Here is a 14,168-nt window from a genome sequence, read left to right as displayed (position 1 = left end):
ATCACCACGTTGCCACTAACTAGCCAAATAGTGTTACCATGATTCGTTAAATTAATGAAGCCTCTGTTTTCCTAAAAATTAAGCATCTCTCGCTTCGTTAGCATAGCGACGACAACTGTACTGGTTCTCTCTCTCTGCCCCGAAATTCTATATTATAGCTAAGTGTGCTGTTCCTTTAGCAAACGAGTCCCCTTTTGAGACAACCCCTTTTCTTTTCGCAGAACAAGCAAACCCCAGCCCAGCAGGCCGCCTGCTCCATTCAGGATAAGATCATCTACATCAAATCTGCCCATCGCGAATAAGAGCTGCGAGCATTCCAGCCCTAAACTTAAGCTAAAAGAAAGGACGAATGCAACAAGGAAAGAGGAGAGAGTACGATTGGACCACAATCTGATGAAAATACCGCAAGGCATAAAGATCACAATATTCCCTATTAAATTAATCTGATCATTAAAGTCAGACAGCCTGTGAATGTTCTGCTCGATTGATTTGAACGGTGTAAAATTAGCCCGCTGTAAGCCATATTCCATATAATCGGGATATTCGATCGTTCTGTGAAGCTGCTGCCATAGAAAAGTAAGATTAACCGTACCATATTTGAACAATATCACTTTGAGCAAAATGTATAGATACAATAAAAACAACGTTGATGCAAAAACCATGATCATTCCTTTAGTATTCTTCATCCTGTTTCATAACCTTTCTATCCTAGGGATCCTGATAAAGGAATCCGTTTTGTCTTACCCTAGGTTAGAACGAATTGCTTAAATAATAGGTAGGGCAAACCTAAAGTTTTTCTTAAAACCGGTTAGATCTGCCCCTATCCAACACTCATGCCCCGGCGTCCGTTGTACGGAATGCAAGATAATCCAGCTTTCTTGACCCCACGAGTGACTTATGTTGCACGATATACTGTATAAAGTGCAATACAGGTCTACTATGCTGCTCAAATTCGATTGATATGCTGCATAATGTACAACGTAGCTGCGTGCGTGTTGCGGGAGTTGCAAAAAAGAGGCTGAACCCATCAGGGTTCAGCCTCTTCGTCAGCTTGCAGCTCAAGAAATAGACTGTTCAGGATATAATCTTAATGCCATTGAAGATTGCCTGATGGAGAGCGAAGGTGTCAGAACAATACGTTCAGGCTGTTCTCCCGGCTGTCCGATTTGGCGGATTAGCAGTTGCACGGCTGTCTGCCCCATCTGCTCGATTGGCTGGGCAATCGTTGTAAGCGGCGGATCCGTCACGGAAGCGAGCACCGTATCGTCGAAGCCGACAATCGAGCAGTCCTGCGGAATACGAAGTCCCATTTCTTTGGCCGCTCGGAGCGCACCAATCGCAAGCATATCGTTGCAGCAGAATATAGCGGTTGGACGATCGTCCATTTGCAGCAGCTCCTGCGCCTTGTTCTTCCCCTCTTTGATACCGGAGCTTAGAACAAATGCCGGATCGATTGTGATCCCTGCTGCTTCGGCGGTATGCCTGAACCCGCGTACCCGTTCTCTACTGCTGCTGATTGAATCCTGTTCCGCCAATACGGCGAGATGGCGATGTCCAAGCGAGATCAGATGCTCAGCCGCTGCGGCACCGCCCGCATAGTCATCCACAACAACGGATGGAACGACGACCGATGGAAACTCCCTCGCAAGCAGAGCAACAGGAACTCCTCCCTGCAGCAACGGCTTCAATACAGACAGCTCCTTCAGACCAGTGCCGATGATAACGCCATCTACGTTTTTCTGCTGCAGCAGTGCGGCATAGTGCTCAACCTTCTCGTCCTTGTTATCCGTGCTGCAAATAAAGACGCTGTATCCGTGACGCTGTCCTTCATCCTCGACTGCTCTCGCAATCTCGGCGAAAAAGGGATTCGAGATGTCCGGGACAAGCAAACCAAGTGCATACGTCTTCTTACCCGTTAGGGCAGAAGCGATCATGCTTGGCTTGTAGCCCATACGCATGATGATCTGCCTGATCTCTTCCCGGCGTTCCTCACTGATCTTCCCTTTACCATTGATGACAAGGGATACAGTAGCAATCGATACGCCAGCTTCCTTTGCTACATCATATATGGTCGCTTTCATGATTGATGGTCTCCATTCGCACGTAACATATTTAAGTTCATTATGCGCGCAAAGGGGAGCGCTTTCAATGATTATCTGGGAACTGCTGGGGAAGGCATCAGCCACGCATGAGCTGGATCATTATAGAACTTCCATATACGGGTTGGTCCGGCCATTACATTCAGATAATAGACGTCATAACCCGGTGGCGCCGAAACCGGATGATACCCTTTTGGTACAAGCACCGCCTCACCGTCAGCAACAGCCAGCGTCTCATCAAGCGAGCGATCATCCGTATAGACCCGTTGTACCGCAAAGCCCTGACTCGGATTGGTACGATAATAATACGTTTCCTCAAGGAATGACTCCTCCGGAAGGAAATCCCGGTCATGCTTGTGCGGCGGATAGCTCGACCAATGTCCGCCAGGCGTAAATACTTCGACAACAAGCAGACTGTCAGCAGGCTCCGTCTCCGGCAAAATATTTTGAACGAGACGCGCCATATTGCCGTTGCCCCGATTCTCCACGCTAACTTGGTCTGGCGAGATTAGACGGGCTTCATGCCCACCCTTGCCAGGCGCAAGGCATACCGCAAGCTCAAGCTCCGTAAGCGCCGTTATATTCCAGCTGTCGCCGTTTGGCACATAGACGGAGTATGGTGGTATTTTCTCAAATACACTCATTCTCTCGCCGATGTTATCCCAGCTCCTGGTGCTCGTGGAGACATCTGCTTTGCCGCTCAATAGCACGAGGCAAGCTTCCTGATCCCCCGTTTCACGATGCAGCGATTGCCCCGGGGCTAGCTTGAACACTTCAAAACCAACATACTCCCAGCCAGCAGACTGCGGCGTAATGGATAACACGCTGCCGTCAGCACCAGGTGCCTGCACAGGCTTTACGATTAATTCACTCATAGCATTCAGCCTCCTTTATAGGTTCGAATAATCAAATCAGTTCGCTTAGCTTAACTGGTCTTCCCAGCTTGGCAGACTGCTTCGCAGCCAGCGCAATTAGCTCGGCTTGAAGTCCATCATTACCTTCAACCTGGAGTGGATGGTTATGCAATACACTGCCGATGAACATCCTTGTTTCCTCGACATACGCCTCGTTATAACGCTCGAGGAAGAAGTGAAGCGGTTTATCACGGACTACACCCATCTCATCGCTAACGGTAACCGTATTCGGGTAATCATTCTCCGCCGAAGCGGCACCTCGAGAGCCAAACACCTCAACACGCTGATCATAACCGTATACAGCACGGCGGCTGTTATCAATGATGGCCAATGCACCACTTGTAAAGGTAAGCGTCGTTACAGCCGTATCGTAGTCACCCAATTCACCGATTACCGGATCAATGAGGACCGCTCCTTGTGTGTACACCGTCTCAACCTCACTGCCCGATATAAAACGAGCCATATCAAAATCATGAATCGCCATATCCATGAAGATGCCGCCGGATACCTTAATGTATTCCGGGCTAGGCGGATTCGGATCCCGTGACGTGATCTTCACCAGATGCGGAACGCCAACGCGATTTTGTGCAACAAGCTCCCGCAGACGTTTGAAATTATGGTCAAAGCGCCGATTAAATCCGATTTGCAGCTTTACTCCAGCCTTATCGACTGCAACGAGCGCTTCCTTGGTCTTGCTCACATCCATGCTGACCGGCTTCTCGCAAAATACATGCTTGCCCGCTTCTGCTGCTTGAATAATGAGCGGAACATGGGTATCCGTCGACGAACAAATAAAGACGGCGTCAATATCCGGATGTCCAATAAGTTCCGAGCTGTCCGTCGTAACCATGCTAATACCGCGTTCGCTTGCCCATGCCTTCAGCTCTTCATTTGCGTAAAGATCACTAATGGCTACAATCTCTGCTTCCGCCATGCGGAGCAGGTTATCGGCATGAATTTTGCCGATACGCCCCGCGCCGATAATACCTACTCTAACCTTGCTCATTTCGCTGCTCCCCCTGTAAGCCCGCTTACCAGCGAGCTGTCACCATTTTTTTACGAGTATAGAATTCGACTCCATCCGTACCATTGGCATGAAGATCGCCATAGAAGGATTCCTTCCAGCCAGAGAACGGGAAGAAGGCCATCGGCGCAGGAACGCCAAGATTGATCCCAAGCATACCAGCGTCTATGGTTTCACGGAACTGACGGACATTGCTGCCATCCTTCGTGAAGAGACAAGCGCCATTCGCAAATGTGGACTGATTAGCAATTTCAATAGCTTCATCAAGGGAAGCAGCACGCATAATTGACAGCACCGGTGCGAAAATCTCATCTTTCCAAATTTTCATCTCGCAGCTTACGTTATCGAAGATGGTTGGTCCTACAAAATAGCCGTTCTCGCTTGCAGCAGCATCCTTGCGGCCATCGCGCAGCAGCGTTGCACCTTCCTGCTCGCCCGATTCGATATAGCCGAGGGTACGCTGTTTATGGGAATCACGGATGACTGGTCCAAGGAATACGCCATCTTCCAATCCGTTGCCGATTGTAATCGCGTCCGCCGCCTGCTGCAGCCTCTCAATAAGCGGATCCGCTACATCGCCAACCGCAATAACAACTGCACAAGCCATACAGCGTTCGCCCGCTGAACCAAAGGCTGCACTGACAATCTGTGTGACGGAAGCATCAAGGTCAGCATCCGGCATAACGATGGAGTGATTTTTGGCGCCAGCCAGCGCCTGCACCCGTTTGCCGTTAGCTGTTCCTGTTTTGTACACATATTCAGCAACTGGCTGGGAACCAACGAAGGAGATCGCAGCCACATCTTTATTTTCCAGTAAGCCATTTACGACATCATGGGCACCATGAACGATGCTCAGTACACCTGCCGGCAAGCCTGCTTCTTCGAAGAGCTCAGCAAGTCGTGCTGCAAGCAACGGTGTCCGTTCGGAAGGCTTCAGGACAAAGGCATTGCCACAAGCAATAGCAAGCGGGAACATCCAGCAAGGAACCATCATCGGGAAGTTAAACGGCGTAATGCCGCCAACTACCCCGATTGGATAGCGGTACATGCCGGATTCCAGATTCGAAGCGATATCCGGAAGCTGCTTGCCCATCATCAGATTCGGAGCACCAGCCGCGAACTCTACGCACTCAATACCGCGCTGTACCTCGCCGTAAGCTTCCGTGTAGCTTTTGCCGTTCTCCAGTGTAATGAGGCGAGCCAGCTCCTCCCAATTTTCAACGAGCAGCTGTTGATATTTGAACAGTACACGTGCACGGCGCGGCACCGGCGTTTTGCTCCAGCTGCCGAAAGCTGCTTTTGCTGCAGCAACTGCTTCATCAAGATCCTCTCTCGAAGAGATCGGCACATAAGCGAGCACTTCTTCAGTTGCCGGATTATAGACAGGCTCTGTTTTACCGGAACGGGAAGGTACCCACTGCCCGCCGATTAGATTATTTAAAGTTTGGACACTTGTATTTGTGTTTGTATTCGTTGAATTCGTCATAAGTCGTTCCCCGCTTTCTAATAAGTGTGGTTATTTAGTTGCTAGCAGCTGTAATTTCGCCCTTGAGACAAGCTTCAATATAGGCATGGACTTGTGGTGCCTTCGGCATTGCATCCGAGCAGCTATGACTGGAGATGACGATGCAGGCTGCAGCGCTGCCGAACTCCATGCTGGCGCTGATGTCCCAGCCCTGCATTAATCCATAAAGGAATCCCGCCGCATAAGAGTCGCCTGCTCCAAACGTCTTCACAACTTTAGCAGGGAAGCTTCTTGCCCGATGCGAGGAGCCGTCCTTCGTATACGCGATAGAGCCGTCCTTGCCATGTTTGATAATGACGATATCAGCGGAATGATTGAACCATTTGGCTGCTGTAATATGATCGTCCCGCTCCGGATTATTCCCAAGACGTTCCATCATATCGAACTCTTCCCGCGTTCCGATAATAATGTCGCACTTCTCTGCTGCCAGATTGTAATAGACAGCTGTTTCTTCATCCGAAGTCCATGTATAAGGCCGATAATCGAGATCAAAGGCAATGACTGCTCCATGCTTCTTGGCGTAATCCAATGCTTGAAATACAGCCTCACGCGATGGGCTTTGGGCAAGCGCCGTGCCGGAGATCAAGAGCAGCTTCGCCTCAGCAATAAGCTCCTCCCGTACTTCTCCCGCTTCCAGCAGCAAATCAGCCACATTGTCTCTGTACATGAGAATACTGCAATCCGTAGGGCTTTTGATTTCCGTAAAAGCAAGACCCGTTACAGCCCCGGTTCGGTCAACCGTTACGCCGGAGGCATCAATGCCTTCTTTGTTTAGATAGCCGGTGATAAACCGTCCCATCTGATCATTCGCAACTTTACCGATAAAAGCGCTTTTGAGTCCAAGACGGGACATGCCGATACAAATATTCGCAGGTGAACCACCGACATATTTGGTAAAGGTAACGGTCTCCTCCATTGGACGGTTAATCTCATTAGCGTTCAGATCGATACAAAGACGGCCAACTGCAACGAAATCAAGAGGTTTCGCGGTATCAAATTGGATAGCTTTACTCATTGACCTTCGCTCCCTTCCGAGCATTCTCGTTAATCAGCGTATCTATATGTTGCAGCGCGTTAAACGCATATTCGTATGGCGGGTGAATCGCAGGATCCTGCTCACCTTCGAGCATCGCCCATCCGTTATATCCTCTGTCCACCAGCTCGGCGATAATAGGGGTAAAATCAATACAGCCGTCGCCAGGAACGGTGAACACGCCTTTTCGGATACAGGTTACAAAATCAGCTGCTTCCGAACGGGCTTCAGCCAGAACGGATGGCCGGATATCTTTTAGATGGATATAAGCAATCCGGTCGTAATGCTTGCGAAGCACCTGAAGCGGATCAGCGCCACCGTAGTAGGCATGCCCGGTATCATAGAGCAGGGAGACAAGCGATGGATCCGTCAGCTCCATTAGGCGGTCGATTTCCTCAGGGGATTCTACAACCGTCCCGCCGTGATGATGGTAAACAAGCTTCATGCCGAATTCGCGGGCGATGCTTCCCGCAGCGTTCAAGCCTTCCGCGAGGGAGCGCCAGCCGTCCTCGTCCAGACGAAGCACCTCCTTCTCATTTGGTGTACGGCGTGGATCAAAGTGGAGCGAGCCGCCAACCTCAGCTGTGCTGATAACCTTACTGCCCATTTCACTTAAAAATTCACAATGCGCTCGATAAGCTGCAAGTTCCTGCTCACGATAAGAGGGATCGGACAGCAGAACCGATTTCCATTGCGATACCAGTTGAATGCCGCGAGATGCAAGCTCCTGCTTTAGTACAGCAAGATCCTGCGGATATTTACGCCCCATCTCTGTGCCGGTTAATCCGAGTCTTTGAATATCATCCAAAATCGTTTCATAGGTCGTATCCGCTCCATGCTCACGTACATCCTCTCCCACCCAATTGATGGGATGTACTCCAATCTGAAAAGGTCTATTGTTAGACATGCTTTTATCCTCCTCGCTGAATTGGACTTTCGCCTATAGTTGTCTAGCTTTACCTGTCTCTTCTGCCATCTCGCGATGCGCTGCCTCAACCTTCGGACTAACCGATACGGCCGGCACATCAACACGCCACCACGATTCGTATCCAGCTGTATTCGTGCCAGGTACAACCTTCATCTCGATCAGCGTCGATACTGTCTCCTCACGAGCCAGCAGAATTGCCTCGCGAAGCTGTTCAGCTGTGTGAACGGTATAAGCTCGAGCTCCAAGGCTGCGTGCATGAGCAGCAAAATCCATCGGCATATAACTGCCGCTAAGCTTGCCGTCAACTGGATTACGGAACCGGAATTCATTCCCGAAGCCGTCGCTGCCATGACCTCTTTGCAGATTATGAATACATTGGAAGCCACTGTTGTCGAACAACAGCACCGTCATCTTTACACCTTCCTGCAGGCTGGTCACGAGCTCGGAATGCAGCATCAGATAACTTCCATCCCCTACAACGGCGTAGACATCTCTATCCGGCTCCGCTAGTGCTGCACCAAATGCACCGCTGACCTCATAGCCCATACAGGAGAAACCGTATTCCATGTGGTATGTCTTTGGTTCAACCGGCCGCCACAGCCGGTGAAGGTCGCCGGGAAGGCTTCCTGCCGCTGCGACGATAACATCAGACGGCTGAAGAGTTTCGTTAATGACGCCAAGCGCCAGCGTCTGGGATAATCCCGCTTCATGCTCAAGTGCGTATAACCGGTCAACCTCATGATCCCATTCCGCCTTAAGCGAGGGCAGCTCTCCAGCTGCGTAACCGCTTGCATAGTTCACCTCAGCCAGCGCCTTATGAAGCGCTTCGATGGCTTCTTTTGCATCGGCTGTTACCGCTATGCCGTCCAGCTTCACGGAATCAAACCTGCTCACGTTTATATTAATGAACTGCACTTCTTCATTGCCGAATGCCGACTTGGATGAAGTCGTAAAATCCGAGTAACGGGTACCAATGCCAATAATGACGTCAGCTTCTTGTGCTAAACGGTTGGCCGCCAGCGTTCCCGTAACGCCTACACCACCCATATTCAAGGGATGATTCCAAGGGAGCACACTCTTGCCAGCCTGCGTCTCGGCAACCGGAATGCCAAATGCCGACGCAAATGCGGCAAGCTGCTCAGTTGCTTCGCTGTAATGTACACCACCGCCAGCGATAAGAAGCGGCTTCCGCTTGCCAACGAGAAGCTCGACTGCACGCCGGATCGCATCTGCTGCAGCAGGTCGGCGTTCAATGATATGCACTCGTTTCGCAAAGAACGATTCCGGATAATCATACGTCTCCGCCTGTACGTCCTGCGGCAGTGCCAGTGTAACAGCCCCCGTCTCAGCAGGATCCGTTAGTATCCGCATCGCAGACAGCGCCGCCGTCATCAGCTGCTCCGGACGGACAATACGGTCCCAATACCGGCTCACAGGCTTAAAAGCATCAACGGCTGATATCGTATAATCGCTTGGATTCTCCAGCTGCTGCAGTACTGGATCGGGCTGACGGCAGGCAAAGTTATCTCCGGGAAGGAGCAAAAGCGGGATCCGATTTACCGTTGCCGTACCAGCTGCTGTCACCATGTTCAGCGCGCCAGGTCCGATCGAGGATGTGCAGGCGAATATTTGCTTCCTTCCGCTCTGCTTGGCGAACGCCGTTGCGGCATGTGCCATTCCCTGCTCGTTTTTCCCCTGAATGAACGTCAAGCTTCCGGGGCTCCGCTCCAGAGCCTCACCGATTCCCGTCACGTTGCCGTGCCCGAAAATACCCATAACGCCTTTGACAAACTTGGTCTCCGTCCCGTCAACCGACACGTACTGGTTGTCTAGAAACCGAAGCAATGCTTGTGCCATCGACAATTTGATCGTCTTCATCCTTTTCCCGCCTTCACTATTGGATTAAGCGCTTTACCTAGTAAAAAAAAGAACTCTATTAAGAGCTTATGTTTTCTACCTCTACAGAAATGACATTCTTTATGCGACGCATTTCCTCATATACGGATGTCGTTGGGTATAGATCCCCGGACGACAGGACGAGCCGTATTTCCTTCCGGCCATCGCCTATGTCTTTGATCGTTGTATGTTTAATCTGATGATCTGACCGGATGCTTGCAAGCATCCCGTTCAGCTCAGCTGCGCGGTCGAAGGTCATACATACCGATACGTCACGCTCCCGCAGCTTGGACGGTCCAAGTGCACGAACAGCGAGCGGTACTAGATTAACAGCCATTATGATAATACCGGCGGCAGTGAAAGCTTCCTTATAAAAGCCTGCACCTGCCGCTATGCCCAGAGCCGAAGCGGACCATACCATTGCGGCTGTCGTCAGGCCGGAGATTACATCATTATTCCGCCTCAGTATGACTCCCGCTCCAATAAAACCGACACCACTTACGATTTGTGCCGCCAGCCGCATGGGATCCATATTGGTCATACCCGGATTGGAAAGCGAAGCTGCCGCATCAATGGATACCATCGTAATCAGGCAGCTTGCGACCGAGATGACCATACTCGTCTTTATACCTAGCGGTTTATGCCGAAGCTGGCGGTCAACACCAATTAATAGACCAAGTGCTAATGCAGCGCCAAGCTTTAGTGCAAACAACGATGTTCACCCCCTCTAAAGATGTATTCTCCTTATATGGGAAATTTTCCTGCACTGTTTAGCAAACTGACTTCAACACCAGCAAGCATCATAATGCCGATACCGTGATTGTCATTGACGACGGTGCGCAAATCGTACATATAGTAATCTGGTGAGAAGGAGTACCGGGAACCGCTGCATACGCCGTGAACATTACCTGACCGGTCAATCGCATTTTCAGTTAAACCTCTCCACGCTTTCCTTGCCGCAGCCGCGTAATCACGATCACCTGGCAGCCAGCCGAAACGAATGCCGCGGGCAAAAGCATAAGCAAACATCGCCGTGCAGGATGCTTCCTCATAAGCGTCTGGCTCGTTCAGCACCTGTCTCCATAATCCCGAGCTGCTCTGCAGATCGGCAACTCCAGAACACATGGATCGGAAGAAGTCCAGCAGCGCTTCACGATTCGAATGATCCTCCGGTAAACGCTCGAGCAGCTCGGAGAGTGAGAACAACACCCATCCGTTTCCGCGGCCCCAAGGCACTCTTGTCGCTTGACCGTATTTGAAATCATAAACATGTGACATAATCCGCTCTTCTTCTATAAACAGATAACGCCGGAACAGCAGAAACTGTCTGGCCGCCTCATCTATCGCTTCCTGATTTCCACTAACGATGGCATACCGTGTAAGGAACGGCCCGCTCATGTATAGATCATCCGCCCACAGCGTGTTGTCGAAATATTCGCCTTCGCTAAGACGATAGAATGCCCCGTCTTCTCTCCGCTCCAGCCTCTTCAGCATAAAGTCTGCGATAGGATCAGCAATACGCAGGAACATATCGTCATCCTCCTGCAAATATGCTTCCAGCATCGCGGAGCCAAACGAACCGCAGTTGTCCAGCATCCGCGTCAGCACCAGCTGGTGATTGACGCTTGGAAAGCCGTACTCCTTGCGATCCCAAAGTGCATAATCATACATATCTGTGCAGGTCCGGATATGGGAAAGCGCATAGTCTGACCATTCCTTACGGTTCAATACCCGCGCCGTGCGCAGCAATCCATACATCGTGACACCAAGCGGATAATCCCAACGTCCAAAGTTAGTCGCTGTGCCTGTTGTCCACTTATTACTAAGCATCGCATTCTCATAAAACGGACGAAGACGAGTCTGCGGCATATTCAGCTCCCAATACGTGCTGCCAGTAGGCTGCCCGTTGAGGTCAATGGCAGGAAATAGTGTGGATACCTGGCAGACCGCCGATGCGTCAAGCTCGGTATTTACAGCAATTGGTCCAGCATACAACCATTCGCCGCTGTATCCATGGATATGCATAGGCTGTTTCAATGCGAGAGGTTTGTCATCTGCTGAAGCATTCAGTTCAAAGCCCCAGCCCTGCGATCCACTCAGCGTGCGGATTAATAGATTCCCGCTGCTATAATCTGCCTTCACGTTTTCCCGGAAAGCGCCCGCTTCCGTAAGATTCAGTACTAGCTTGCCATCGATCCACACCGAAGCCGGTCCACACACATGCCCTTGCAGTACAAGGGACTCTTTCCTCCATACCGGCAGTCTCGTCCAGCCATAGCCGGCTACCGCTGCCTCCGGTCTGCCGTATTGGCGCTCCAGATTTGGCAATGCCGCCTCCTCTGCCTCCCATTTCGTACGTGGAAGCCAGCTTAAGCCTGTCTCCTCCTCCGAATGCAGCTCTTCTGGGAAAGCCCCTTCACCATAACATGGCTTTTTCACTGGTTCCGAGAATACCCATCCGGCACTGCCGTCCCGATCTGTAAATGGAGCAATTACATTCAGAATCCGTACCTTTGCTTCATCTGCCCCAAATCGGCAGCCAAAGCCTGCAGGCGTTCGTCTCGCTTCGATTAGAATCCGGTTCCAACCTTTTGCCAGAAGCATCGGAATAACAACACGAGCATCCGGTTTCATTTCCTCCACAGCTGAAGTACGGAATAATTCCTTGTCATTCATATACAGTTTAATAGGGCCAATAGGCTCTAAATTACAATCTATCGAACGCTCATTATCACTCCATACAAGCCCGTACACATAAACATAATCGCCGTTTGCTGCTTGCGGCCATCTGGAAGATAGATTCATGTCGTACAAGCCTTCTTCATTTTGTAAAATACCTTGATGCGAGAATGCGCGATAAGCAAACGGGATTGGTGGATTCGCACCAATATAGCGGCTGGCCAGCAGCTCCAGAATACGGCGATCCTCATCGCCAAACGCATACCTTGCGCTGTCCCTAGACTCTACATATACGGTCATTGTCCGTTCCTCCCACCTGCAGGTGACAGCCGAATATTGAATGTCCGGTCATAAGGCGTCAGTACGTTAACAACTAGTGTCTGGCAATCCGATGGGTATGAGGCTCCCCGAATCGATTTCATTCCGTGCTCCTGTGCTCCGCCATCCAGCTCAATCCAGTCGTCACCGGCTGAGAATCTTACTGTACCGTCCTGCCAGAATTCAGTCCCCGTCTCAGCAGGTGCCCGTTCGCCTCCGCTGAACTGCCCATCCTTCCCGAAAATGAAGGAAATTTGGGTCATCAGCACATCCGGCTTGTCGCATTTTACGCGAAGCTTCCACCCGTCTTCGGCTTCAGTCAACTCTATTTGTACTTGATGCTGCTGCAAATGAGTCACTTCACGAAGCTGATGCGGAAGCAAATACCACGGACTAACCTGAGCTCCTGCGGATTCAGGCAGCCGTTCCCTCGCAATCGGACCGTAATAACCCTTCGCTTCTGTTCCCGACAGCAGGTAACCGTTGCCCAATTGCTCCAGGTCGTTCATCTTGATAAAGCCTGGCTCAAACGTGCTGCTCACCTGTACACCAAGCAGCTTCGCCTCCCCATGGCGCAGCGCAAAGAAGGAATTGGTCTCCGTCATGACTGTCACGCTTGTTTTCCCTTCTCGCTGCCTTGCAACCGGAGCGCCAAACTCGGTATGAAGCCTGCTGTGATAGATTTGTCCGCCATGTCCAGCCGACTCCATCTGGCTTAGATAATCTTTTCGATTGAATTGACCGTTGATGACAATCCGATAACAGTCCGGCAGGCTGCAAGGCTCAACCTTTGAATCACGCAGCTTGGGATGAAGCAGAAAACCTAATAGAGCATTGTTCGGAATCGCTCCAGGATGATCAAGCGCCTCAGCACCAAGTCTAACTAGAGCGGCAAAAAGATGATCCTTATCATGTTCGGCCATTAGGCTGGATACCAGCAAATAGCCTGACATATCGTACTTATGTCCAAAATCCTGTCGTCCGGAATAATCCGTGACAACTTCCCCATCTGGATGGATTAGATAAGCCATCATTCGCAGATTGCGACGAACCGGCTCGAGCAGCTCCGGATGGCCAAGCAGCTCAGCGGTATGGTATAACATCACATCGCTTACGCCGTTGTAAATTCCGTTACTGCGTTCTGTCCATTCCCCATCCTCCGTACAATCGATCCCTTCTGCCAGCCAGGCATCTGCCCGGGCAATCAGATCCTTATTGCCTGTCAGCCTATGCAGGAAGCCAAGAGCAGCTGTAAGCACCCAGCGGTGATTAGGTGTATGGCAGCCGCCAGTTAACAGCGCTGGCACCGACTGCTCCAGAAACCGCCGGATATTCATTCGAGCCGTCTCCAGAGCTGCCCATTCGTGCTTCTCCAGCAGCTCATAGAGCTGGGCAAGTCCTACAACCGCGAAGGCTGTATCCGGCGGCGAATGCATATTCGTCCAGCCCGGTGAGACAGTACCGTCAGCATGCTGATGGCGGACGATAAACGCGGCCGAGAGCTCCAGACGGTACAGCAGCGATTCGTCATGATAATAACGGGAATCTGTATTTACGAGAGCACATCCCCAGATTGCCATTACAGCTAATGTTCCTGTATGGGTCGGCCAAGCGATTCCGCTGTCCGGATCAGCCACCCCGCCATAGAAGCGGCTTTGACTGTCCATAATCTGATTATCCGTCCCACGTTTGACCCAGCCATCATTAACGGCTACCAGCTTTTCGTACATTGTAATCATCCCTCCAAAGGTT

11 protein-coding genes are annotated in these 14,168 nt (G+C 50.9%); all 11 read right to left on the bottom strand.

Features of this window, described 5'->3' with window-relative positions; all coding sequences use genetic code 11:
• Window positions 1–158: 158 nt before the first annotated feature.
• The gene (locus tag AB4Y93_RS04295) at window positions 159–686 is read right to left on the bottom strand and encodes a VanZ family protein (protein ID WP_441889333.1); all 528 of its coding nucleotides are present in this window, start codon (window positions 684–686) and stop codon (window positions 159–161) included.
• 372 nt (window positions 687–1,058) lie between these two features.
• The gene (locus AB4Y93_RS04290) at window positions 1,059–2,081 is read right to left on the bottom strand and encodes a LacI family DNA-binding transcriptional regulator (protein ID WP_441889331.1); all 1,023 of its coding nucleotides are present in this window, start codon (window positions 2,079–2,081) and stop codon (window positions 1,059–1,061) included.
• Between the two features lie 71 nt (window positions 2,082–2,152).
• Entirely contained in the window at window positions 2,153–2,974 is an 822-nt protein-coding gene (gene iolB / locus AB4Y93_RS04285) for a 5-deoxy-glucuronate isomerase (protein WP_441889329.1), read from the bottom strand.
• Between the two features lie 31 nt (window positions 2,975–3,005).
• Entirely contained in the window at window positions 3,006–4,019 is a 1,014-nt protein-coding gene (iolG, locus tag AB4Y93_RS04280; RefSeq protein ID WP_441889327.1) for an inositol 2-dehydrogenase, read from the bottom strand.
• Window positions 4,020–4,044: 25 nt separating this feature from the next.
• Window positions 4,045–5,523 carry a CoA-acylating methylmalonate-semialdehyde dehydrogenase gene (locus AB4Y93_RS04275; protein ID WP_441889325.1) on the bottom strand — a complete coding sequence of 493 codons (1,479 nt, stop codon included), beginning with the start codon at window positions 5,521–5,523 and terminating at the stop codon, window positions 4,045–4,047.
• A 34-nt stretch (window positions 5,524–5,557) separates the two neighbouring features.
• Window positions 5,558–6,577 carry a 5-dehydro-2-deoxygluconokinase gene (iolC, locus tag AB4Y93_RS04270; RefSeq protein WP_441889323.1) on the bottom strand — a complete coding sequence of 340 codons (1,020 nt, stop codon included), beginning with the start codon at window positions 6,575–6,577 and terminating at the stop codon, window positions 5,558–5,560.
• Window positions 6,570–7,502 carry a myo-inosose-2 dehydratase gene (iolE, locus tag AB4Y93_RS04265; RefSeq protein WP_441889321.1) on the bottom strand — a complete coding sequence of 311 codons (933 nt, stop codon included), beginning with the start codon at window positions 7,500–7,502 and terminating at the stop codon, window positions 6,570–6,572. The genes iolC and iolE overlap by 8 nt, the downstream gene beginning before the upstream one ends.
• Window positions 7,503–7,535: 33 nt before the next feature.
• Window positions 7,536–9,401, bottom strand: a complete 1,866-nt coding sequence (gene iolD, locus AB4Y93_RS04260; RefSeq protein ID WP_441889319.1) for a 3D-(3,5/4)-trihydroxycyclohexane-1,2-dione acylhydrolase (decyclizing) — start codon at window positions 9,399–9,401, stop codon at window positions 7,536–7,538.
• A 58-nt stretch (window positions 9,402–9,459) separates the two neighbouring features.
• Window positions 9,460–10,131 carry an MgtC/SapB family protein gene (locus AB4Y93_RS04255; RefSeq protein WP_441889317.1) on the bottom strand — a complete coding sequence of 224 codons (672 nt, stop codon included), beginning with the start codon at window positions 10,129–10,131 and terminating at the stop codon, window positions 9,460–9,462.
• 32 nt (window positions 10,132–10,163) lie between these two features.
• Window positions 10,164–12,398 (bottom strand): glycoside hydrolase family 88/105 protein, encoded by a 2,235-nt coding sequence (locus AB4Y93_RS04250; protein WP_441889315.1) that lies wholly within the window; start codon window positions 12,396–12,398, stop codon window positions 10,164–10,166.
• A complete protein-coding gene (locus AB4Y93_RS04245) occupies window positions 12,395–14,146 on the bottom strand; it encodes a hypothetical protein (protein WP_441889313.1) in 1,752 nt (583 codons plus the stop codon). The genes AB4Y93_RS04250 and AB4Y93_RS04245 overlap by 4 nt, the downstream gene beginning before the upstream one ends.
• Window positions 14,147–14,168: the final 22 nt, after the last annotated feature.

The organism is Paenibacillus sp. YAF4_2 (assembly GCF_052113225.1).
Classification (GTDB): Bacteria; Bacillota; Bacilli; order Paenibacillales; family Paenibacillaceae; genus Pristimantibacillus.
This window is presented reverse-complemented; position numbering and strand designations above follow the sequence as displayed.